Annotated in this window: 15 protein-coding genes and 1 riboswitch; of the genes, 2 read left to right on the top strand and 13 right to left on the bottom strand. The window is 51.0% G+C overall.

The window, feature by feature from the left end:
* Positions 1-49: 49 nt before the first annotated feature.
* Together ABE504_RS00075 and ABE504_RS00070 are read right to left on the bottom strand one after the other, a co-directional pair.
* Positions 50-310 (bottom strand): YqkE family protein, encoded by a 261-nt coding sequence (locus ABE504_RS00075; RefSeq protein ID WP_430082731.1) that lies wholly within the window; start codon positions 308-310, stop codon positions 50-52.
* A gap of 232 nt (positions 311-542) precedes the next feature.
* Entirely contained in the window at positions 543-2,378 is a 1,836-nt protein-coding gene (locus ABE504_RS00070; protein ID WP_430082728.1) for an APC family permease, read from the bottom strand.
* 98 nt (positions 2,379-2,476) lie between these two features.
* Positions 2,477-2,628, bottom strand: a riboswitch (cyclic di-AMP (ydaO/yuaA leader).
* A 247-nt stretch (positions 2,629-2,875) separates the two neighbouring features.
* Between ABE504_RS00070 and ABE504_RS00065 the strand changes: the two genes are divergently transcribed.
* The gene (locus tag ABE504_RS00065) at positions 2,876-4,279 is read left to right on the top strand and encodes an MFS transporter (RefSeq protein WP_430082725.1); all 1,404 of its coding nucleotides are present in this window, start codon (positions 2,876-2,878) and stop codon (positions 4,277-4,279) included.
* A gap of 215 nt (positions 4,280-4,494) precedes the next feature.
* A complete protein-coding gene (locus tag ABE504_RS00060) occupies positions 4,495-5,844 on the top strand; it encodes a glycosyl hydrolase family 28-related protein (protein WP_430082722.1) in 1,350 nt (449 codons plus the stop codon).
* A 72-nt stretch (positions 5,845-5,916) separates the two neighbouring features.
* Here the strand turns inward: ABE504_RS00060 and ABE504_RS00055 are convergent, their stop codons facing one another.
* From ABE504_RS00055 to ABE504_RS00005, 11 genes are all read right to left on the bottom strand, one after another.
* A complete protein-coding gene (locus ABE504_RS00055; protein WP_430082719.1) occupies positions 5,917-7,101 on the bottom strand; it encodes a helix-turn-helix domain-containing protein in 1,185 nt (394 codons plus the stop codon).
* A gap of 29 nt (positions 7,102-7,130) precedes the next feature.
* Positions 7,131-8,309, bottom strand: coding sequence for an S-layer homology domain-containing protein (locus tag ABE504_RS00050; protein ID WP_430082716.1), 1,179 nt, complete (start codon positions 8,307-8,309; stop codon positions 7,131-7,133).
* A gap of 82 nt (positions 8,310-8,391) precedes the next feature.
* Positions 8,392-13,020, bottom strand: coding sequence for an OmpL47-type beta-barrel domain-containing protein (locus tag ABE504_RS00045; RefSeq protein WP_430082713.1), 4,629 nt, complete (start codon positions 13,018-13,020; stop codon positions 8,392-8,394).
* A gap of 104 nt (positions 13,021-13,124) precedes the next feature.
* The gene (locus ABE504_RS00040) at positions 13,125-14,000 is read right to left on the bottom strand and encodes a carbohydrate ABC transporter permease (protein ID WP_430082711.1); all 876 of its coding nucleotides are present in this window, start codon (positions 13,998-14,000) and stop codon (positions 13,125-13,127) included.
* 14 nt (positions 14,001-14,014) lie between these two features.
* Positions 14,015-14,935, bottom strand: coding sequence for an ABC transporter permease (locus ABE504_RS00035; protein WP_430082708.1), 921 nt, complete (start codon positions 14,933-14,935; stop codon positions 14,015-14,017).
* 195 nt (positions 14,936-15,130) lie between these two features.
* Entirely contained in the window at positions 15,131-16,645 is a 1,515-nt protein-coding gene (locus tag ABE504_RS00030) for an extracellular solute-binding protein (RefSeq protein WP_430082705.1), read from the bottom strand.
* A gap of 199 nt (positions 16,646-16,844) precedes the next feature.
* Positions 16,845-19,097 carry an AraC family transcriptional regulator gene (locus tag ABE504_RS00025; protein ID WP_430084696.1) on the bottom strand — a complete coding sequence of 751 codons (2,253 nt, stop codon included), beginning with the start codon at positions 19,095-19,097 and terminating at the stop codon, positions 16,845-16,847.
* A 218-nt stretch (positions 19,098-19,315) separates the two neighbouring features.
* Positions 19,316-20,545: an NAD(P)/FAD-dependent oxidoreductase gene (locus tag ABE504_RS00020; protein WP_430082702.1), complete on the bottom strand. Its 1,230-nt coding sequence runs from the start codon at positions 20,543-20,545 to the stop codon at positions 19,316-19,318.
* 326 nt (positions 20,546-20,871) lie between these two features.
* Positions 20,872-21,648: an EcsC family protein gene (locus tag ABE504_RS00015; RefSeq protein ID WP_430082699.1), complete on the bottom strand. Its 777-nt coding sequence runs from the start codon at positions 21,646-21,648 to the stop codon at positions 20,872-20,874.
* A gap of 146 nt (positions 21,649-21,794) precedes the next feature.
* Positions 21,795-23,066 (bottom strand): methyl-accepting chemotaxis protein, encoded by a 1,272-nt coding sequence (locus tag ABE504_RS00010; protein ID WP_430082696.1) that lies wholly within the window; start codon positions 23,064-23,066, stop codon positions 21,795-21,797.
* 153 nt (positions 23,067-23,219) lie between these two features.
* Positions 23,220-25,413, bottom strand: a 2,194-nt coding sequence (locus tag ABE504_RS00005) for an InlB B-repeat-containing protein (RefSeq protein WP_430082693.1), incomplete at its 5' end; no start/stop codon positions are given.

The raw sequence follows: 25,413 nt of genomic DNA, 5'->3' as shown, positions 1-25,413 counted from the left end.
CGCGCCGCTGAAAAAGCAAAAGAGGCGCACCCACGCGCCTCCTCCATCCTTACTTATGCTTTCGCCAATCCAAGTCACTCTTGGAAAGCAAATGACCAAAATCGTTCTCCAGCCGCTTCTCCTCGGCCTTCCGTGCAGCCTCCACGCGTGCGCGCTCAGCCTCCCGCTTCGCTTGCTCGTCGGCTTTCATTGCATCCGCCTGCGCTTTCAGGCCAGCCAAAACCTCAGGCCGCAGCAGGTCTTTCAGCGTTGCCGGTTTATCTTCCACGCTGGGCGCAGCGGGGGTTACTTTTCCTCTCTTTTTCACCATGCAGGGTTCACCTCAAAAAATTAAGTTGTCCCTTCTATTGTACACGAACTATTAGAGGTAGTTCAAAAAGCCGTCTTTTGATCACGAAGCAAATCGAGGAGCGAATTCGGCATCGAATCTTGCGTTCACCTTCGAAGTCCGGTACTCATGTAGGTCTGCCTACATTCCGTTCCTCCTTCTTCAGCTTCTCGCAACCTTCTCGGTGCTGAAAATCCGGCTTTTTGTACACGAACTATTGATGCAAATGATACGGCACGGTCGCCACGACAATATCTTTGTCGGCTTGCAGCTTGGAACGAATCCGCGAGGCCGATTGGTTGTGCAGGAGGCGGTGCCACCATTTTTTTGGAATGAATTGGGGCAAAATAACCATGATCGACTGCTTCTCCGACACATGCGTGTCGATCCGCTCGATAAATTCCGCCAACGGCTTCAGAATTGTTCGGTAACGGGATTTGAAAACAACAAGCCGGACGCCGGGGTCCCAGACCTGCCATTTTTCCTGCATCGCTTCCTCATCCTCGTCAGAGAAGGAGACGTAGAACGCGATGACGTTCGGCGACAGCGACTTGGCATAGTTCAAAGTCTGCGCCACCGCACGGTGAATGCCCGCGACCGGTACGATAATGACCGGCTCTTTCGTGCAGACGCGCTCTTGCACAAGATCGATGCGAAGTTGATTGGCGACGTCGTCGTAATGGCGGCTGATTTTGGTAATCATCAGCAGCATAATCGGCGTAACCACAATGACGATCCAGGCGCCTTCGCTGAATTTGGTCATGCAGAAAATAATTAACACCGCTAACGATACCAGCCCGCCCAGCCCGTTGATGATCAACTTGCCAACCCAGCCGGAGACGCGCTCGCGATACCATTTGCGCACGAGCCCGCTTTGCGCCAAGGTAAAGGAGAGGAACACGCCGATCGCATACAGTGGGATCAAAGCGTCCGTTCTCCCCTTAAAACCGATCAGCAGCAAGCTGGCTAAGGCGCCGAGTGTAATGATGCCGTAATTGTACGACAGGCGGTCGCCGCGGAACGAGAACATTCTCGGGAAGTTTTTGTCCTGGGCCATGATGGACGCCAGAATCGGAAAACCGTTGAAGCTCGTATTGGCAGCCAGCACCAAAATTAACATCGTAGCGATCTGTGTGGCGTAATACATGAGACCGCGGCCAAAAGCTTGCTCGGTCACCATGGACAGCACCGACGTATGACCTTTCGGGTCAGGCGCGATACCGTACGCCAAGCTGATCAGGGTCACGCCGCCGAACACGATAGCCAGCAGCGTACCGAGCGAGAGTAGCGTACGTTTTGCATTTCGCACCGAAGGTGTGCGAAAATGAGGTACAGCATCCGAGATCGCCTCAATGCCCGTTACGGCCGAGCAGCCGGAGGAGAACGCTTTTAACAGAACAAACAGCGTTAATGAATTTGTCGCCGCATTCGGCTCAAAGTTAATCGCATGCGTGTTCATACTGCCAGTCAGCAGGTCGAACAGGCCTTTGCCGACGAGCAGCAGGACGCAGAATATAAAAAAGTACGTTGGGATCGCAAACACCGTTCCAGACTCGGATGTACCGCGCAAGTTGAGCCACACCATGATCCATACAAGAATAAGCGCCAAAGGCACGATATACGGTACCGCTGCTGGAAATGCCGACGTAATCGCCTGTACCCCCGCCGAAATGGAAACAGCCACGGTCAGCGTATAGTCGATCAGCAGCGAGACGCCGGTCAGCCGCCCCCAGGACATGCCCAGGTTCTCCTTGGTCACCATGTACGCGCCGCCGCCTTGCGGGTACGCCTCAATCACTTGCCGGTAGCTCAGCACCAGCAGCATAATCAGGGCGATGATGGAAATCGCAATCGGCAGCGAAAAGGCAAACGCCGCAGCTCCGACCGTCGCGAGCTCCAGCAAAATTTGCTCTGTCCCGTACGCAACGGACGACAAAGCGTCGGAGGAAAGGATCGGCAGCGCCTTCCAGACCTGCATTTTTTCCGATTCCAGTTCGCTGGATTTCAGCGGTTTGCCAAACACGATTTTTTTCAATGAATCACTTGTCATGCGCGGATGTTCCCCCAATGAGTTCTTAGTGTTTGGTCTAAGAGGCAAAAATGGACGCAAAAAAACACAAGGATCGACCTTGTGTTTTGGGCACAGTTCTCCTCTCTCACGTTCGCTTACGAGGTTAGCTGTCGGGTTCGGGCCGCGAGAAATCTGCCCTAAACAGCGCCTGAATGCTGCACCGTTACTCACCCCATGAATTGCGTGGTTCCCCCGCTTTTCTTCACAGAAAATTAAGCGACATATTCAGTTATCTGGTACGGATTGAATACTACTCTCTTCTTTGTCCATAGTAAAGGTGAGAATCACCCTAAAAAGTTTCGTTCCCTCTCTCCAACTCCTCATTAATTCGCTTACATTCCTATGACTCTTTCATTATCTCCCGTTTTCGCAGCTGATCGCAGTATTTTACGTTTTTTTACTTTCTTGACACCCTCTAAATGCCGTGCTAAACTGTTACAAAATAAGTTATAGTTATGGAAGGGGCAGGTGTTTTCATGATGACAGTGCCGTCCGCAGCGAACTCGCGTTTACGAGAAACCCCCGTTTCTCTATTGCTTTGCTTTACTATTGTTCTCGTCATTATGAACACCATGATGTTCAATTTGGCGCTCCCAGGCATCTCGGCAGAGTTCGGGCTCAGCCCCTCGACGGCGTCCTGGATCGTGACGGGCTATTCGATTATTTTCGCCATTTCCTCGATAACCTATAGTCGTCTGTCCGACTTTGTGCCGATTCGACGGCTTTACCTGATCGCGCTGCTCTCCCTCGGCGGCGCCTCGATCCTCGGGATGTTCTCGAACAGCTTCGCTTTGCTGCTGATCACCCGGCTGCTGCAAGCGTCGGGCGCAGGCGCGATTCCTTCCCTCGGCATCGTATTCGTGACCCGCTACATTCCCTTATCGCGCCGAGGCAGGGCCATGGCCGCCATTCTGTCCGCCGCTTCGCTCGGCCTCGGGCTCGGACCTGTCGCCGGCGGCTCGATCGTGCAGTACTTGGGCTGGCATTTCCTGTTCGTCATTACCGGGCTGACGCTGCTGCTTATCCCGATTTTTCTCGTCCTGATCCCAAAAGAAACACCCATCCGCGGCTCCTTCGACGCCATCGGCGCCGTACTGCTAGGTGTCGGAACGACCGGTCTGCTGCTGTTCCTGACATCCCGAAGCGTGCTTGCACTGCTTGCCGGCCTGCTGGCGCTCGCACTGTTCACCCTGCGCATCCGAAAAGCCGCGCAGCCGTTCCTGATGCCCGCTCTCTTCGGAGACCGGCCATACATGGCGCTCAGTGCCATCGGCGTCTTCTCGTACATGATTTCCTTCGGCTTCCTGTTTCTGGCGCCGCAAATGCTCGCCCGCGTGTTCGGGCTGACGCCGCTGACCTCGGGGCTGCTGCTGTTCCCCGGCGCGCTGCTGGCCATGCTCGTCTCGAACCGCGTCGGCCGCATCATCGACAAGTACGGCAACGCGATGCTGCTTCGCTTCGTGCCGTGGCTGCTGCTAGCCGCGACCGTGCTGCTGGCGCTGACCGCCGCCCACTCCTACTACTGGATCGCGGCGCTCTACATCCTCGTCAGCGTAAGCTTCACCGCGCTGTCGAGCTCGGTGTCCAACGAGCTGTCGCGACAGCTGCCCGCCGAGCGCATCGGCTCGGGCATGGGCTTGTTTCAGCTCTTGCAGTTTTTCAGCGGCGCGTTCGCCGTCGCGCTGTCGGGCAGCGCGCTCGTCTGGCAAAAGACGCTGCCATTGCCGAGCGCTTTTGACAACATTATCTGGGGGCTGGCGGGCATCGCCTTCCTGACGATTTGCAGCTCCCTCGTATATATGGGCTATACGAGAAAGCACAAATCTCCCGCGGGAGCTGACAGCACCAACGCCTCGCTCGCGGCGATCGATCACGGGTAAGCCTGAATCAAAAAAGCTGGACAGCAGCATCGGAACTCAGATCCCGGTGCCGCCGTCCAGCTTTTTTCCGTTGCCCTCAATTCGGAACGTGCCGGCCCTATACAGATTCAACGATTTCCTACACTTTGACCGGAGATATTGTAAAAGCGCTTCCATCCATGCATCACGAGTGCTATGCTCTGGGTGAAGTCCAATCATAAAAGGAGGAATATCATGTGATTGAACCAACTCGTCCTATCAGCAGAAGAAAGCTGCTGGCTGCACTCGGGGCAGCAGGCGTCGGCATGGCGGGAACAACTTTATTAAGAGGAGCCGAATCAGGCACGGCCTATGCAGCAGCCCCGGCCGATTGGGTGAATGTCAAAACCGATCATGGCGCGCTGGGAGACGGGATCGCCGATGACACCGCGGCCATTCAGGCTGCTGTCAACGCAGCGGCTTCTTCAGGAGCTGTCGTCTATTTCCCCTCCGGCACGTATAAAGTAACCGGTACGATTACGGTTGGAGCCGTATCGCTGCAGGCCGCCTTCGGCGCCACGATTACACATAAGCCTGCGAACGACAATTCCGATTGTATCGTCATCAACGGCTTGAACAACGGAAGAACAAAAATTTCCGGTCTGCAAATCAAGGGCTTGCAGGACGATCACAGCTTCGGCCGCGACCTTATTCGCATCAACAAGGGGGATTACGTAACCCTGGAAGATTTATACCTTGATTCCGCGAAGCGTGATGCTGTTCATATAGAGCCAAGTCAGAACGGTTACTGGATAGAGAATATGCTGATGATTAATGTCAAAATCCAGGCCCCTCGGAGAGACGCCTTCCACTATGCCATCTCTGCAAGTCTGACCACCGCTTTTATTAACCAGACGACGATGATGAACTGTGAAAGCAGGTCATCTGTGAGACATGCGCTGGCGTTATTCAACAGCAATGAAGCGATCGCTTCCAACAAAATCAGCTGTTTAAAAGTGCTCAACTGCGAATTGGCCGGTGCCGGCTCCACTGCCGAGCCGCTTATCAAACTGAGCGGATCCGTGAACGGCGGCGACATCGAGAACATTTCGTTCGAGGACTCGGCAATTGAGGACACGACCGCTACAAGAACGGGCGACGCCATACTCATTACCGGCAAAATGTCCGGGTTATTTCAGTTCAATAACAGCATTCATTACGGCACTGCCAGAGGAATTACCGGGTTCGAGCTTTTTCCGCACTACTATTATCGCAATGTAGTCAGCTCAGCCAATGTGTCCGTATACAGCTCACATATGGGCATATACAAGAAATACAGAACCGCCTCACTTGCCCAAAATGCCTTTGAGGATACGTACCCGCTGCAGGATGGGGAGATCATTAAAGGTTACGTGCTTGACCGCTACAACAATGGCGGCTGGTACGCCGAGTTCACATGTTGGGATACATCGAGGCTGTTTGTAGCCGTGCAGAATAACGTTGCGGTTACCTTAAACGGAGGAGCGATACGATTAACCAATACTTCCGCGAGTTCCGCCTCTCTGGAGCTGTTCTTGCAAAGGGTTACCAAAGATACTGCTTTCTGAAGCCATGCGGGCATAGCCGCCTGCTTTTATGAGCTGGCGGCTGTTGGAGCCCTATTTTCCTCGGAATCAAATTCACGATCTTTTCCGGTATTCGCTGGGTGTCAGTCCGATGACCCCCTTGAATTGGCGATGAAAATAAGTCATGTTGCTGTATCCCAACTGATGCGAAATTTCGTATATTCTTAACGTTGGATCTTGCAGCAGCTGTTTGGCTCTCTCTATTCGAGTATGGATGAGATAGTCGCTGAAACTGATACCGGTGCTTGCTTTAAATAAAGTGCCCAAATAATTAGGGGAAAAAGCAAATACATTCGCCACTTCACGCAGAGTGATTTTGCTAGCCAGATGTTCATGAATATATTGCTGCATCTGCGCAATCAGCTTGCCCTGCTTCCGCTTCTCCCGCATCAAAAGCAGTTCGGATATTTCGAACAATGTTCTTCTCGCCCATGCTTCGATATCGGAAATTGTTTCGAACTGAAGCAACACGTCAAGCTGTTTATATTCCCGCCCAAGCACATCATATAAGCTCCCATTCACGGATCTGAGGCCTATATCCAGCTTGGAGATCATTTGTATACAAACGTTATACACCGAGATGTGATTCTCCATGGCCCTGATCAACTCGAACAGTTCCTCCAATCGATCGACAATGCCCACCAAATCGTAGGTCATGACACAAGGAAAAAGCAGGCTAAGAACATCATCCAAATATGCCGCGTCCATTGCCTTCTCCTGTTTCGTTTCGCGAGCAGTGAGGACCCTGCCTTTGCCGGTAAACATTTTATGTCCAAGAGATTGTATGGCCTGATTATATGATCGATGGATATCCTTCATATCGGTTTCCGCACTCCCGAGGCCGATGGTTACCGAGATGGGGTGGTTCTGTTTAACAAGCTCGATAAGCGTCGATAAGGTCTCGTGAGCTTCCGAATGAGTCATGCACAAGATGGCAACAATCCGGTGCTCGGCCATACGGCCCGCTAACCCGATCCCCTGCCGCTGCAAATAGGTGCTGATCGCTGATATCAGCTTCCTTGTAATTTCTTTGCGCTCCTCCGGTGAATACTGGTTCAGCTTCCAATGGATATCGTCCATTTCGATAACGGCCGCACACCAAGGCCCGGAGCGCATGGATACAGCATATTGCTCCATGAGCCCCGTTATTTGCCCTTCGCCGGATTTCCCTTCCAGCAGCCCGTAAATCAGTTCATTTTGCAGTATGTGATACACGATCATCTCTCCCCTGACAATCATGTAAAAACCACCTCAAAATTTAGATTCCGTCAATTTCCGGTTGCCAATAGGGTGTTTAGCCTCCCAATCATGACCGCCGCCTGGGCCCGCGTCGCCGCTGCCCGCGGCATGAACTGCGTATCGCTCATCCCCTGTACGATCCCGAGTCCGACCGCGGTCTTCACGGCGTCAACCGCCCACGCAGCGATCTCTGCACGGTCTTCAAACCGTTCCAGCGTCCCTTGCTTTGAAGACGTCCCGTTCCGCTTATCGTAAGCTCTAACCAGGATTGCAGCCATTTCTTCCCGCGTCATCGTATCATCAGGTCTGAACACATCCCCATCGCCTTCGATCAATCCGCTATCTGCCGCCGCCTGCACGATTTCCGCGTACCACTCTCCAGCCCTTATATCCTGAAACCGATTCCGATAAGCCGTCTTCTCTAGGCCAAGCACCCTCGCCGCCATGGCTGTAAACTGTGCTCTCGTGATGCTCGCTTCCGGTGCAAAATGGAGATCGTCGACACCTTCCACCACATGCCTGGCAGCCAGCTTCTCGATATCATCCTTGGCCCAATGGGTCAGGATATCCTGGAAGGTCCTTGTCCCTTGACGCGGTTTGCCGATCGTGCCATCGATGGGTGCCTCCCTATCAACTTCTGCCGGCTTGGCAGCCCCGCCTGAAGGCGTAGACTGCACTGTCGGTTCAGACGATGACGGCGGGCTGGTCTCCTGTGAGGCCACCGTGACCATAATTTGATCCTGTGTATTCGTCACAATTTCCTTGAAGTTGCTGTCCACTGCAGTTATTCCGTCCAACATTAAAGCAGCAGTTCCTTCGCTCACCACGGTGAACACGGCTTCACCGACTGCACTCTCAGCGGCGTTCACGGGGTCTTCGGGCAATACGGCATAGGACAACGTGCCATTGTCGGTATCGGCCCTGTCGCCCCCAACAGAGACATACGGGGAATGCAGCGTCATCCCCCCATTCAGCAGCCTAAGCTTGTCCGTCGGATAGCGAAGTGTAAACTCTACTCCGTTGACATCCAGCGCATCGAGAATTTTGATCGTTACTCTGACGGTTTCACCTATCCGATACTCCGCATGATCGACCGCAAGCCTGACTTCATTGACATTGCCGGCCCCTGCGACGGATGATGGGGATACGCCGGTTAACAGGCTGAATATGAAAACACACGCAATCATTAGCGCAAAGCTTTTTCTCAAGAAAACCCCTCCTCTTGATGTAATAAATCGCCGTGAGGCGCCGCTCTTTCGGGAGATCAGTACCTCACGGCAAAGTTCCGGGCTATTCCTGCAAGCTCCGGAGTTTCCTAAAGATGTAGGCAAGATCGACGATGTTGACTTTCGAATCTTTGTTGATATCCATTTTGGCGTTATATCCATCGTCACCTGCTCGCTTGCCGCGGATCTGGACCATATCATCCAGCACTTCTTCTAACGCACCGCGATTGTTCCCTTTACCGCCAATATCGGTATTAACCGCAACGATCGGCAAGCGTAGATCCTGATTCAAGGGAACGCCTGTAAGATCTTCTTTGTAAAGGATGCTGTCTTGAAGCAATTCGATGTAACCGATTCCATCCTCGCCCTTGGCTGTAAAAGGAATCCGGACCAGATCCAGTAATCCGTTCACAGGTGGTACAACTGTGCCATTCAGCTTCAGACCGATCGTGAGTACGGACATCCCGCCGCCCACCTCTGCATTGGCCAATGTATACACCGATTGGGACACGGTCGGACTAATTGCCACATCATTCATGTTGACTTCAAACAGCCCGGAGTCGTATTTTACTTTTAATTCTGCGCTGTAAGTGGCCTCGGTCACCGAGATACGGACGGTTTTCGCTGAACCGTTTTCCACCAGGTGGTTGCTGCCCTCTATGGTCATGACGGCCCAATGATGCATGGTTTGCCCGCTATCTGCGCTATCGCGAATGACGGCGCTGTCTCGAAGCAAGTATCCGGCTGCCTTCGCGTCAATATGTTTGCCGCTTTGCGCCTGAACTTCGTGAATGAATGCGTCCAAATTCGCATGATTCAGCTTCTCGGTCAAGCTGCCTGCGATTCCGTCATTGTCAATCCATCCCATGCTCCGGAATCTGGCTACCAGTGCGCTCAGCGAATCGATGCTCGCGCTGGTGGTAAAGGTTACGCTCTTGCTTCCTTCGTTTCCCTTCAAATCACTCGCTGCGATGCGCAGACTATGCGGACCTGGGTTTAATTCGTAGAGCGGAATGCTCGATTCCATCTGTACGGGCTTCCCGTCGAGCGACACGATCGTCTTGGTGTGGTCGACACCGGACATGTCATCCGTAATGGCAATCTGCGGAAGCAAATCATCCGCCGTCCTGTAAACGCTTCCCTCAGCCGGTTCAGTAACCGTAATCTTCGGCGCCGCGTCGTCCGACAGCTTGAAGCTAATCGTTTTGATCGCTTCCTCGTTGCCATCTTCGTCGATCGAATGATAGCTCACCGTATACGTGCCAACCTGATCATATGTCACTGGGGCTGCATACACCTGCCAAGTGACTCCTCCATCTGAGCTGTATTCCGTCCTCCATCCGCCGGGCGTACTGCTTGAAGTATCAAATCCCAGCGTTACCGGACTCGCGTAGCCACCATTTTGCCCGTCCGGCTGCGACGGTGTCAAAACTGCCGTAGTCTCTGGACCCAAAGCAGTGTCGGACGTATTATGCACTTGCTCTAATCCAGGATTGACGGTCTTCATAACATTCACCATATCCGAATAGGGCTGATCTTGCTGATTTACTAGCCCGATATTGTAATTTTCTCCGTCTTTGCGTCCTGTAACCGCTTGATCGTAGTACGAAAACCAACCGGATCCGACAAACAACGGATGGGAAAGTTGGCCTTCCACGAACGATTTGAAGGCATAACCTCTATCCGCTGTACTTGCTACGGTCGTAGCCGCATTGACGGGAGACAAACCATGCTCGGTCGTACTAAACGTATATTCCAGATTCAACAGCGGCTTGCCGAAGGCTTCGTACCTGGAAATCCAGTTAACATCACTAGCGTATTCGTCAATAGAGAAAGCATCTACAAATTCCATACCGGCCGAATCCCACTCCAGACTGGTCCGCCAAGTGGGAACGACAGAAACACCCAGGAACAGATGGTTGGTATCATATTTTTTGATGATGTTCGTGATCGTTGAGAAATAGGTTCTGGATGCCAGCTTGATATAGTCCGATATATCCAAAGCAGGCACTTTGGCTATATTGATTGATATTCCCTTCAGCTCGGCAAACGAAGCTGCGCTTGTACCTAGAAGCTGATTAACGGCGGCTATGTCATTGTTATACCGGGGCGCAAGGAAATCCACAAATGCGCTTTTAGCCGGAGATGTCGCACTGTATGTCAGCACTTCTTTCACAATATCGGTATTCCATCCGGCCTCGTTATCATACGTGTAGCCGATCAGCCAAGGGCTATTTTTCGCGCTTTGGAGCTGGCCGCTTAGCGCGTTTTCAATGATGGATTCGTTTTGCGGGTCAAACACATCGTATGTCCATTGGATCCTTTTTAAATTACCCGGGTCTTGCAACACTTGAATGTTGGGAAAGGTCACATTGCGAGGTTGGGTCCACTTGCTAAAAGCGTTAAACCCCCAATCGATCAGACGCTTTTTTGTGATGTCTTCCCACTTCTTCTCAAAATTGCTTCCGTATTTCCTCATCGCGTTGGCGATGACGAAACTAACCCGTTCGCCATTGGAATCATTGACATAGGCGGATGAATACGCAACCGGGTCGGGAAGCTCCTCGAACACATTTCTCGGTGAGCCGTCCGCTTTTTTCAACGATGTACCGTAGCCCCACTCCCATAAGCTTGTGGCATCAACGCCTTTGAGAATAAATTTGTAGCCGTCCGGCGTAACAAACCACCATTTGTTATCGATTTTTTGGAGTCTGAAATAGCCGGTGCTTTTGTATTGTCCCCCGTCTTTCAGCCCGCCGAACTGATCGTATTTGGCCGTATCCAAAGAAACATTGGAGAGAGCATTCGCCTCATCCGTATATTCCTGCTGCAACTGCTCGTCAGAGGTGATCTTTCCCGGCCAGTTTTCATAGTAAAACTGCCCGTACTTGTCGATCAGCAAGGCGTCTTTACTAAATTCAAGCCTCATTTGTTCAGCAGTCAGCGCAGGACCGAAATTTATGCCCACCTCGCCCGTCCCTTTAAAAATTTGAACCTCGGTGAGAGGAATATGCTGATAGGCGTGCGGACGCTTAATATCGATAATAATAAATCTGGCTGTTTTATTTGCCATCGGTATATTGACGGAGTAGTTCCAGGTTGAGCTAGGGCTCGTTGAAGTTATTCCTGGTGTTCTAATATGCTTGTCAGCCAGATAGTAATATTCGGTTAATGCCTCGGGGCGGTATTTTACCGTAAATTCCTTAAACCCCCAATTGGCATTGGGCGAGTTCAGCACGACGTTGATGCTGTCGATCGGATAATCCTTCAACAGGTCAAAAACAACCTGTACATTCCCCGGGGTACCCGTACCATTTCCCGTGAATCCAGCGTACGTGGAGTTTGATCCATCCATCAGCACGCCGCTTTTGGCAGACACCAACCCGGTTGCTCCCTTATCCGGGGAACCCCCGTCATTCGGGGCGACACTGTAGTAATAATTGCCGGTTTTCAGCAAGTTTTCCGCCGCTAAGGTGTCTTTGGTCAGTTCGAGAGCCATTTGCTCCGCAGTCAGCGCAGGTCCAGGATTCACGCTTGGCTGCCCGGCCCCTTTAAATATTTGAACCTCGGTAAGGGGAATATGCTGATAAGCGTGCGGACGCTTAATATCAATGATAATAAATCGGGCCGTCTTGTTTGGCATCGGTACGTTAACTGCATAATTCCAGTCTGAGCTGGGGCTCGTTGAAACGATTCCTGGGGTTCTCGTATGTCTGGCAGCAATATAGTAATCATCCGAAGCCTCAGGGCGATATTTGACCGTAAGCTCCTGAAAGCCCCAATTGGCATTGGGCGAGTTCAGCACGAGATTGATACTGTCGAGCGGATAATCCTTCAACAAGTCGAATACGACCCTTACATTCCCGGGTGTACCCGTGCCGCTTCCCATAAAACCGGCATACGTGGAGTTGGATCCGTCCATCAGCACACCGCTTTTGGCGGACACCAATCCGGTCGCCCCTTTATCCGGAGAACCCCCGTCATTCGGGGCGACACTGTAGTAATAATTGCCGGTTTTCAGCAAGTTTTCCGCCGCCAAGGTATCTTTGGTCAATTCAAGAGCCATTTGCTCCGCAGTCAGCGCAGGCCCGGGATTCACGCCTTCATTTCCGATCCCTTTATAGATTTGAACTTCGGTGAGCGGAATATGCTGATAGGGGTGCGGACGCTTAATATCAATGATAATAAATCGGGCCGTCTTGTTCGACATCGGTACGTTGACTGCGTAATTCCAGGTTGAGCTAGGGCTCGTTGAGATAATTCCTGGGGTTCTCGTATGCCGGATGGCTATATAGTAGTTTTCCGAGTCTTCAGGACGATATTTGACCGTAAGCTCCTGAAAGCCCCAATTGGCATTCAGCGAGTTCAGCACGACGTTGATACTGTCAAGCGGATAATCCTTCAACAGGTCAAAAACAACCTGCACATTCCCGGGTGTACCTGTACCGCTCCCCATGAAACCGGCATACGTTGAGGTCGATCCGTCAAGCAGAGCGCCATTGGCTGAGGATACTAATCCGGTTGCTCCCTTATCGGTCGTTTTGCCATCATTCGGGGCTACGCTGTAGTAGTAATTCCCTGTCTTCAGCAAAGTACCCTCCCCAAAAACATTGCCCACAGGAAGCAGCGCAATAAGTAAAAGGAATGCTAGTAATACGGTGAACACACGTTTCGGATCATAAAATTTCCCCATGTTTAGACCTCCTTTGAAAAATGAGAAACACACAAGCAAATTAGATCATTGTGCTTCAAACCTTCCTCCTTTCCCTCCTCTCCTCGTAGTTAACGTTTGCAACCTTATCCTTTGACGGCACCAATCGTCATCCCCTTGATGAAATAACGCTGCAGAAACGGATATAAGAAGATGATGGGCCCAATGGTGATGACAACGGTCGACAGCTGAACACCCGTAGCGGATACGGGGATATTGATACTGGCATTCAAATAGTCCAGATTCTGCGAATTGGATATGATTCGTCTTAGCATCATCTGCAGAGGGTGATTCGCAGGATTATCAATAAACATCAGCGCATTAAACCAGTCATTCCAGTAAGAAAGCGCATAGAACAGCGTGATCGTTGCGATAACCGGCTTGGAGATTGGCCAGATGATCCGATAGAAAATATACAGCTCGTTCGCGCCATCCATCGTCGCCGCTTCATTCAATTCGAAGGGCAGCGTACGAAAGTAAGATGTCATGAGAAAGGCATTAAATGCAGAAAACATGTGCGGCAAAATTAAAGCCAATAACGAATCGCGCAAATTCAACCAGTTCGAAATAAGCAAATAATAGCCTACGAGTCCAGGAGCAAACAGCATCGTGAAATAGATATAAAAAGAGAGCGCACTCCGGAACTTCACCTTCTGATGAGCGGCCACATAGGCGAACATCGAAGTTAAAAGCAAGGCTCCTGCAGTACCCACCACCGTAACAAAAATAGAAACAAGGGCGCTGCGGTATACCTGGCTGCCATGGAGTAGGAAGCGGTAGGAATCGAATGAAAATTCAGTAGGGAACATTTGAAAACCCTTAACGATCTGCTGCTCCGCTGTGAATGATCCGATATACACAAGCCAGAAAGGGGTAAAGCAGATTAGAGCAAAGACACCTATGAAGCCATACGCCACGATGGATATGGCCAACTGGGAACGATCACGTTGTTTGATTACCAATCTCAAGCACCTCACTAGAATAACTTCGAGTCGTTATCTACCCGACGAACAACCCAATTGAAAAAGAGAATCGTAACAAAACCCATTACGGATTGGAATAATGCGACTGCCGCAGCATTGCTATAGCTGTTCATATTCGAGACATCCCGTAAGGAACGATACGTATACGTATCGATGACATCCGTTGCCTTGAAGAGGAGAGAATTGTCGCCAACGATTCCATAAATCAGCCCGAAGTCACCGTAAAAAATTCTCCCAAGGGCCAGTAAAGTCAATACGATGATGGTGGGTCTCAGCAGCGGCAAGGTAATATGCCAAATCTGCTGCCAACGCCTGGCTCCATCCATTTTTGCGCTTTCATAATATTCCTCGGAGAACCCGGTTAAGGTAGCTAAATAAATGATCGAGCCCCAGCCGGCTCCCTTCCACACGAATATGATCGTTAGCAGAAGCGGCCAAACCGATGGCGTCTGAAACCAATAGACCGCGTTGAAACCAAAATCCTGCAACAATCGATTGATCATGCCGTCCTGCCCGTTAAAGAAGTTCATGACCATGAGGTTGACAACGATAATGGAAATAAAATGCGGCAAAATCACAAGCGATTGCGCCACCTTCTTGAAGAAGGCTTGCCTGATCTCATTGAGCAGGAGAGCGATGAGCAGCGAACACACTGTGCCTGCCACGATAAATAACAGATTCAAATACACGGTATTTACAGTCACTCTGAACCAATCCGGTCCGGTAAAAAAAAACACGAGATTGTCGAGTCCCACCCATCGACTTCCCCAAAGCCCCTTGGCAGGAATAAATTGCTTGAACGCCAGTACATGAGCGGTCATCGGCAGATAAGAAAAAATAAAGACATACACAATTGCAGGAAGCGCCATGGCGTAAAGCCACTTGTTCTTCCTGAGTTCCCGCAAGATACTCATGATAAAATTCTCTCTCCTTTCGCGTGTATTTGTATCTTACTCATTCAGGAATCTGCTCGCATAGTCTTGCTTTTATCAAAGAGTTTGAACCGTAACAGATGAAGGAGGTGTGAATATTACCTATAGAGCAGGTACGAATTTTACCATAAAAAAACCGGAAGCCTTGAGATCAAGGCTTCCGGTTGGTGAGATTGATTACTTCTTTCGGTTTGCTAAAAACGTATCCAACTGTTTCTGATACTCAGCCTGGATTTTCGTAACGTTGTTATACGCCTTTTCTTTAAATTTCTCCAAGCCTGCTTTCGGTTCTACAAGCCCCATCACGATTGGATCGTAAAGCTCCTTGCCAATATTGCCCAACTGCGCAACTTCATTGGAAACAGGACCCGGATCGAAGGTGAAGCCGGAGAGAATATCAGCCGTAAAGTTGCCAGGATCCCGCTGCCACTTGTTCAGCTTGATGACATCCTCGGACAAGCTTGCATCAATGCGGTCGAGCTTAGGGTTCCAGCCCCATGCGAATGGAATTCCGGCATATGTGTTGTCTTTAATCGGCTTGTACAGGCCAGGACCCGCATCTTCCCAGTTTTTCCCCTTAATCCCGTATGCCAGCAGATCGTAGTTCTCCTGCTTATTCAGCCAGTTGATAAACTGAATGGCACGTTCTTTGTTTTTGCTAATTACAGGCACAGCAATATAATTCCCGGCCTTATATGTCGAGTTAAGCTTCATACTGGGATCGTACAGACTGAATGCCTCCGAAGATGCCCCTGGAACGGCCTTCTCCAAAGCAGTAGATGTGCTAAGGTTTACACCAAAATCATTAAATGTCGAGACGGCTGCCTTTCCTTTAGCAAACTCCCCGTTTCTGAGAATAAGGGCATCTCTTGCCATAACCCCATCTGTATACAACTTATGATTAGTTTCGTAATTTTTCATGATCTGGGGATCCATGTTATCAAAGATATTATAGACCTTCCCGTCATTGCCCTTTGTGTACAATCCGGGGTAGCTGAGCACAGAAGCTATGTTGGTTTTGGGATCCAACATGCCTGCCTGCTTTAAGCCAATATGCTCCGTACCGTTTGGAATGAACGGTGTAATGTCCGGCGCCTTTTCCTTCACCGTGTACATAAACTTGATTAAATCGTCATAGCTCTTGATCGGAGCGACCCCCAGCTTCTCCCGGATGTCTTTGCGAATGACGAACGTCCACGGACGGATGAAATTTACTTCCAGCGGTACCGCATACAGTTTACCATTCACCTTGTTGGCGTCCATCATCTGCGGAGAGCGGGTTCCCTTGATGTCAGGCCCATACTTGTCAATAAGTGCATCAAGCGGTTCATAGAGACCGGCGGCAATGTTTTGCGTTGGATTGTTGTCCCAGATCAGATCGTAGTCTTCTGCTGAAGACAGGGCAACTTGACGCTTGGTGAGCACATCCGACCAAGGGATGAACACAACATTTAGCTTCACATTGAGTGAACCCGTCAACCGATTCTCTAACTCTGTCTTCACTTCATTCCAATTGCCCGGCGGATCTCCAGGGAACATGATTTTCAGTGTAACGGGGCTGAGCTGGGCGTCCGTAGCCGCCGGTTTACCGGTTTCGGCCGGCGCCGCTTTTTCCGTGCTGCAGGCGCTGAGCGCTCCCGCCAAGATAATTGAGGCTGCAGCCAACAATAACCCTTTCTTTCGTTGCTTCATTTGTGTAACCCTCCTATTCAAGATCAACCTTTCGAGACATCCGGGCGCAGCGATTTGCTTAGCGCGTCTACCGTATCGCTCGGTTTCATGTTCGATCTTAATCGGATCGGACGCCTCCGTACAGTCCGGTATCTATCAATCAGTACGAATTATGACAAATCGGGATAGTCCGTATTTTTATAACGAACATGTATGAATTTTAAGCTTCGTCTTCTTTACTTTTTTCCATGCGATATTGGTTAGGCGTCATCCCTGTGGCTCGTTTGAATGCCGAGAAGAACGTACTCTTGGTTTGAAATCCGGACTGCTCCGTAATATCCGCTACCGTCCAATCCGTCGTTGTGAGAAGCTTGGCCGCGAACTCAATCCGCTGGTTGGCAATATAATCGGACAATGAGCAGTAAACGTGATCCTTGAATATTTGTCTGGCATAGTTCACCGACATCGAAACGTGCGCAGCAACATCATCCACGGAAAGCATCGGGTTGTGAAGGTGGTTGCGCACGTATTCAATCATTTCTGCTGCAACCTCTTCCTTCCTTCCCGAAGTATTCTTCTTGCGCTGCTGATCCATAATGCTCAACATTTCCCGGTACAGCCACTGTTTGACTTCCCACAGCGTGCCAAATTGCTCCAGGAAGGCTTGGACGCTCTTTAATCCTTGGAACGTGCTGTAGTTTTTAAAGCTCTTCATGATGGAATAAATGATGTGGGTCAACTGAAGCTTGCATTCTTCATAGCTCAGCTCTTGCATATGCAAGGTGAGTTGATCCAAATACCCTTCAAGCGCCTTTTCATTCTTGAGTTGAACGGAATGGATGACCTGCTTTAAGAGTCCTTCGTCGAGATCACTGTCTTTGCCGGGCTCGTACCGCTCTATGTCTTCGTAAGTAAACACTTTATCCTCGTTATTAATAAACCTCATTAACGTTAATTCATATAACTGGGAATACATGATTTGCAGATTTTCTTCAACATCAAGCACAGAGCTGACAGCCGCATTGACTTCCAGTTTAATCCACTGCTTAATCTGAAGCCTTACTTCCTCCAAAGCGCCCTTTACTTGCGGCAAATCGTCCTCTGCAGCAGGCGCCGAAATGAGCGCAACGATGTGATCGGAGCCGAAATCCACGGTTTCTGCGGTGTAGGCATGATTCATGAGAACCTCAGCCACAATGTTCCCCATGGCGAAGCGCAGTAATTTTCGCGAAGCGAAATCATATTGCTCTTCGAACCGTCCATACGATTCCAAACGAATAACCGCGATCCGAAACCAGCCCGTTTGGAGAATGGAAGTTTGACTCTTCATAAACTCTTCAATCCGCTTGGAGGCATTCGGGTTGAGAATCCATTGACGCAAATAATCTTCTTTGACCAGCGCTTTGCTGCTCTTAATGGATAAATCCAATTGTTCGATCTTCTCGATGAGGGAATGAAACCCGGAATGAATCCAGGCCATCTCGCTCTTGTCATTCGCTGCTTGGATCATGGAATGCTCTTTACCGAGCTTACTTTTCATTTGATAGGCTAAGTCACTGATGGGCTTTAAGCTGCGGTAAGATTGCCAGAACAAAAACAACAGCAAGGCAATCAGCAGAAGAATGGAAGAGCCGATGATCTCAAACCGAATTTGGTCCACTTTCTCTTGCCATAAAGAAATGGGGGCCATATAATAAACGTTCCATCCTTCGATCGGCAGCCTTTCGGATTGAATGGACCACGTGACACTTCCAAAATTCCATTCCCATCCCTGTTCTTCTGCACCCGGCTTATCCGTTTTCATCAGCGCATTCGCGAGCATTGGATCGGTATTTCCCAAGATGAATTCCTTATTCTTCCCTTCAATATACAGTTTGTTTTGATCTTCATCCGAAACTTGCAGCATGTACTCATTCAATAACGGCTTACTGAATAGAATTGCAACAAAGCCCTGATAGTTTTGATTGGGTCCGGCAGCCGGGACAACCAACGCAAGGGACGATACGCCTTTTACCTCATGGTTGAAATATTGCAGGTAAGGCGTTTTCTGATTTTTAATATAGTCCAATATTTCCGGGTCATAAAAATCGTTAGTTGTATAAATACTTGATTCCGATGTGTAGATTTGGTCAAGATTGAAATTGATCAAATAAACACCGGAAATGAAAGGTTCACTGTTCATAAACTCCCGTACACTCATAGCCGCTTTATTCAGCGTCAACGGAGAGTAATCCTGTTTCTCCATGTTCATCCAAAGCGCAATGTTTTCATCTGAATACACTCTGAGCGCAAACTGGCGCAATTTCTGCAAGGTATATTCGGAGGTTTTCACGACCTGCTTCACTTTCTCCTGATTTGACTTGTTCATTTCCTCCTGTGCGCTCCGGGCGAACTGCTGGCTCAAAAACACAGTGAATACCAATGTGAGCAGACTCACGACAAGGCAAGAATACAAAAATATGCTCAAATACATCTTCTTTGGCTTGATCCGGTCCCACATGGTAACACTTCCTCATGATGAATTTAAATGGTACATACGCTAACCTTAAAACAATCAAATCGTATGATAGATTTTTCAGCAAGTCCAGTGCAAATCTTACTAAACAGGTACGGATTTTATATCTGGCAACAAAAAGCTGGACAGCGCCCGGAATGCCCTCCGGTGCCGCCGCCCAGCTTTTTCTGTTGCCTTCAATTCGGAACGTGGCTGCTGCGCGCTATATACTTCTGCTTGAAAATCACCTTTTTCCATACGAGCGGCAGACCGCCGATCAGGAAGAGATAGCGGGTGTCGATGCATTTTTTGAGGAAAGCGGCAACCCGCCCTTTTACTTTTCTCACTTTGAGCAGGCCAACCGCTTCCCCTCTGCCCAGCGACGCCACCGTCCCTTTGTAGTCGTAGACGAATGGCCGCAGCTCCTTCCCCCTCACCGTCTGTAAAATATTGCGCGCCGCATTATCTCCCTGCTGCACGGCGATCTGCGCCGTAGCCGGAAAAGGCGTGCCCTCCGGACTCATGACAATCGAGCAGTCCCCCGTCACCCAAACGTTCGGGTACTGGAAGGAGCGCAGGCAGCTGTCGACCTTGACGCGCCCGCGCTGCACGTCGAAGCCCGCTTCCTGCAGCAGCGCGTTCCCGCGAACGCCGCCCGACCAAATGATCGTGCCCGCGCGGATCAGCTCTCCGCTGCCCAGCACGACGCCATCCTCCGTGCACGCCTTGATCACCGTGGAGAGGCGGTACTGAACCCCTTTGCGGCGCATGACCTCCATGCCGTATTCGACAAGATCGACCGGCAAGCCGGGCGGCAGCGGGGACGGCGACGCTTCGATGTTGATGATGCGGACATCCGCCGGGTCGACGTCATAGGTGCGGCACAGCACCGGCATCCGGTCGGCCAGCTCGCCGACGAATTCCGTCCCCGTAAATCCGGCACCGCCCACGACGAAGGTCAAATAATCCTTCCGCTTCGGGTACACCTTCGACTTAGCGAACATGTACTCAATATGCTGGCGAATGAAGCGGACGCTGTTGATGCTTTTGATCGACATGGCGTACTCCCGCATGCCGGGGATGCCGAACGTTTCCGTCTCGCTGCCGAGTCCCACGACCAAGTAATCGTAGCTGAGGATGCCGTCCTCGAGCACGACCTCTTTGTGCTCCAGCTTAATTTCCAGCACCGTCGACTTCCGGAAGTGAATCTTCCGAGGATCTATCAAATCCGCAATCGCCACACGCGCATGGTCATGGTGATCGGTCCCCGCTGCCGGCATATGCAAATGCGTCGTAATGTAGTGGTAATCGTGCTTATTCACCAGCGTCACATCAAGCTCGCGGCCCCTCATCTTCTTCTGAAGCCGAATCGCCGTAACAAGTCCTCCATATCCTGCGCCTAAAATCACTACTTTCGGTCTCTCCATCGCTCCACGCCTCCACTTGTGAAAACATTCACTTGTTCGTTTGTGAAAATAATCACATATCGTCACAAAAGGGGTGGTAACCAACCCTCTTTCCAGTATATGCGCCGACTGCAGCAGCTATCACTTGAATATGGGCCGGCAAGTACCCTTTTTCCCGCCCGATTCGTTCTCTCGTTGGGAGGCTGGCCTCGGCCATGTAGCGAGGAGGATACAAGCCGCCAAGGGGGGCGAGGCTATGGGGGACGGCGAGTGAGACACAAGAACAGGCAACCAAGCAAAAACTGCTGCTCGCTCCGTGTCACCCTCTACTCAGTTCAGGCATGCGCTTAGCGCGCATTCCCCCCGTCCCTTGCTGCTGCTCGCTCCTGCAGCCAGCGCAGCCTGTAGCTGTTCATCGCCGCGACGCCCAGCTCCTCCAAAAGGTCGTAATTCGCCCAGGCGCCGACGACGGCGCCGATGCCCGGCACCAGTTGGAGCATTTTGCGGAAATCGATCGTATCCCGGTATTCCTGCTGCAGTTGCAGCCAATCGATCCCTGCCATGCCGTCGTCCGTCCGCGGCATCGCCGCAGCGATGGCCGGCCAGTTCCGCACCGTTTCAAGCAATTGCGGCTTCTTCGGCGCGCTGGAGAACGCCAACTGGAACACATACAGAATGAAAAGCCGCTCCCGGTAATCGTGCGTGGAATAGCCATACAGATGGGCGAGCTCAAAAAGAAATTTAAGCTTGATGCCAATCAGCATGGGAAAATCCGCGAGCCCGAGCAAAATCCCGCCAGCCCCTGTCCCGGCTCCTTCAACCGCGGCGATTTTCTGATACCGGGAAAGAAGATCCTCCGCTTTCCCATCGCGCTCCGCCAGCGAGAGGCCGCGCAGCGGAAGCCCAGCCGGCACATAGCTGATACCAAACAGCGTTGTCTGAATAATCCCTTTGACTGTGGCAGTAATCGTTATATGCACTTTGTCCGGAAGGAGACGATTGATGCGAGTTTGCAGCGTTTTAGAGGTTCGCTCGATGAACCCTGGCGGCTGTTGGAGTTTGATTTCCCAGCGCTTTAGTGCCCGCAGCATCTGCTGCTCGTAGAGCGTATATTCGGGTTCCATGAGCATCACCGCCTCGCCTAAGTTGGATTCAGTATAGTATACGGCGGTCAGGAGCTCAAGGTGGCAGGTTAGGCATCGCGAACAACAAAAACGCCCGCTATACGTCAATGGACGAATAGAGGCGTTACTTTTACCTGCATAAGGCTTTACAGCTGGAACACATTGATCTTGGACTTCAGCAGATCGGCCTGGCTTCTCAGCGATTCCGACGAGGACGCCAGCTCCTCCATCACAGCCATCTGCTCCTGAACGGAAGAAGCAACTTGTCTCGTTTCAATTGAAATCTGGTTGGCAATGCCTGCAACCTTATTCGTTTGGCCCAACGTGCTTTCGATAAGCCCGATCTGGGCGGCGATGCTGCCTGCAATGCTTTCCACGGCTTGCGCCGTATCCAGCACCGCGCGGTTGATCCGATCGAGCGCCGCTTTCCCCCGCTCGCCATGAATGACCTCGCGGCTGGCGAGCTGCTCCTGTGCGGTTATTTGCTCGACGACGCCGGCCACATCGGATTCAACGCGTACAATCAGTTGGTCAATGTCTTTTACCGATTGGGAGCTTTGCTCCGCCAGCTTGCGAATCTCATGCGCAACGACCATAAAGCCGGAACCGTGCTCCCCCGCTCTTGCCGCTTCGATGGAAGCGTTCAATGCGAGCAAATGCGTCTGATCGGCAATGCCTCCGACGACGCCGGACATGATGCGAATTTCTTTGGCATTGTCGTGCAGCTGTCTGACGACCTCAATCGACGCCCGGCTCGACGCCGCAAGATTCAGCATGCCCTGCACAAGCGAGCGTACGATACTATCGCTTTCCTGAATCGTTCTCAGCATGTCTCGGGAAAGCGCCTGCGACTCGTCGGCTTGCTCGCCGATTTCGCCTGCGGCTTGTTGAATTTGCACGACGGCCGTTAAAGTCCCTTGCACAGACTCCGCTTGCTCCAATGCGCCGTTCGATATAATCTCGGCTGCGCCGACGATGGATTCGATCTGCTGCGACGCCTGCGTCATCCCCCCGCTTAAGACCCCGGCATGATTTTCAGTAAAAGAAACGTTGGCCGCAATGTCCGAAATCGTTTGCCGCAAGCTCGCAATCATCGTTTCAAACGACACGCTGAGCAGACGAATCTCATCATTCTGGCGGTACACGGGAATTTGCACTTGCAAGTTGCCGGTCGCGGCTTCGTTGGCGGCGTCCTTCAGCCGAATCAGCGGCTTGATGAACCAGGATGCGCCAATCCACCCCAGCAGCCCCGTCCAAAAAATACCGAGCAGCAGCACAACAGAGAGATACATCCAATCAGGCACACCCGGTGCAATCCTATCCTTCAAGTAAAAAATAAACAATGCGCTGCATCCGTAGGTTACGGTGGATACAATCGTGATTCCGGTTACTATTTTTTTGACTAAACCCATTTTCATGTCAACTTCACCTTCACTTGCCTGGAATGTAATGTCATGCATCCCTCTAACGGATATATCCATTACACACTATTTGCCGCGGTCAAGCTGTGATTTGTGTCACAGACAAAAAAACGAACACAGGATTCGCTCCCGTGCTCGTTCTTCAGATCCTTAGATGAGTCCTGATTTTTGAAGCAGCCGCTGCGCCATTACAGCTACCTCGGCTCTTGTTATGAATGCCTTTGGCGCAAGTGTTTGTTCGGCACGCCCAGTTACAATACCGGAGGCCAAACAGTCAATCATGCCGGATACAGCCCAATTGGAGACATTCCCGCCATCCTGATAAGCTTGACTCAATTGTTCTGGTGATAACGCTGTAAGTTTGTTTTTCAATGCCGTGATACTCATAGCCTTGGCGATAATTACCGCTGCTTGTTCGCGTGTAATGTTATCCATTGGGCGGAAAGTACCATCTTCAAAACCATTGATTAGCCCATATTTATACGCTGTTTGAATGACTTCATTGTACCAGTCCGCAGCCCCCACATCCGAGAAAGCCGCGCTTCCTGATTCCAGCTTAAGCCCCAACGCCCGAACAACAACAGCTGCAAACTCAGCCCGTGTAATGTCCTGATCGGGAGCAAACGTATCGTCCGCAACGCCATTGATGACCATTCTGGAACCCATATCGTTCACGGAATCCTTGGCCCAATGTTTCGTCATATCACGAAATGTGATCGGATGCCATACGATTGAATACGCGCTGTTCGTTAAACTGTTGACCTGAGCGTAATACTTGCCCTCAATCACAACAACCTTGGTCGGCACATGTCTGACCTTACCGTCCGGTTCCACGACGATCCCTGTCGTGATTTTTGAAGGATCAATATCTTCAGTAAGTGCAATTGTTCGTTCAACATACGCGTTAAAATGAGTTATCTCTATCGTCTGATCGCCGTAAACAGCCTTAACCTCAAATTCAATCGGAGGCACAAGAAGAGTAAATCCTCCCCTGCCGGAGGCTTTGACGACCGTTCCCACCATATCCTCTGTCGGTTTCGCTACAGTAATTTGCAGCTGGAGATCCTGCAGATTCACTTGTTTCCCCAGTTCGGAAATCACTTTATCAAGTTGAAGCTGCTGAACGGGAATTGTATAAGAGGCCCGCTCAGTCGCAATTTCAATGGTTGCCTGACTTTGCTCCATTTTCTTCAATATTTGTCCGCTCAACTGCCCAACCACAACATCAGAACCAGTGGATACCGGAATTGTAATTCTAGCATTCCGCCCCTCTTGTGCGATCTTCTCTTCAATGATTTTTTCATTGACAGAGATGGTCGTAACCGTTTGATTGTCTACTTGCGTGGTGTTGGCTTTCCCTGCATTTTGAGCTTTACCGTTGACGAGTACGATGACGTCTTTGTTGCCGTTATTCGCAACGCCCCCTATTACAGGAGTTGAAGGGGCCGGCTGATCATCCTCAGCAAAATTGGCTGTCACATTCAAATTGCCCCGTATGTCCACGTCCGTACGCACAGCGGTGGTCTTCAGGTCACTCCAGCCGACGAAGTGGTACCCTCCATAGGCAACAGCTGTTACAGTTGTTCCGTCAGAACCGTGCTGCACCGTCTGCAATAACGTGCCTGAAATCGTGCCGTTTGATCCTGCTGTATAGGTCAGCGTATATTCATTAATCGCGAAGTTCGCCGTCGCGTTCAAATCTGCCATTACATTGGCGTCTGTACGGGTTGCCGTGGTCAGACCGTCACTCCAGTCCACGAAGTGGTAGCCGGTATGAGGTACCGCTGTGACGGCTGTGCCATCCGAACCGTGATTAACGGTTTGCGCGTCTGTGCCCGTCAGTGTACCGTTCGGTCCGGCCATATAGCTTAAAGTGTGAGCATCCGGTGAAAAATTCGCCGTCACATTCAAAGCGCCCTGCACATTCGTGTCCATACGTTCTGCGGTCGTCACACCATCGTTCCAGTCCACGAAGTGGTAACCTGCATCCGCCACGGCCGTAACGGTTGTGCCGTCTGAGCCGTGATTAACTGACTGCGGTGTCGTGCCCGTCAACGTGCCGTTCGCTCCTGCCGTGTACGTCAGCGTGTACTCGTTGATGGCGAACGTTGCGATCACGCTCGCATCACCCTGCACGTTGGTTGCCATACGCGTCGCCGTTCCCACATTGTCACTCCATTTTACGAAGTGATAACCCGTATTCGGCACGGCTGTTATTTCCGTACCGTCCGCACCGTAAGCGACGGTCTGTGAAGCGGTACCTGTCAACGTGCCGTTACCGTCTGTCGTGTAGTTCAGCGTGTACGTATCAATGGCAAAGGTTGCCGACACATTCAAATCCCCT

Source organism: Paenibacillus oryzisoli, assembly GCF_050467285.1.
Lineage (GTDB): Bacteria > Bacillota > Bacilli > Paenibacillales > NBRC-103111 > Paenibacillus_E > Paenibacillus_E oryzisoli_A.
Note: the sequence above shows the minus strand (reverse complement) of the source record. Positions and strands in the feature narration are given on the sequence as shown.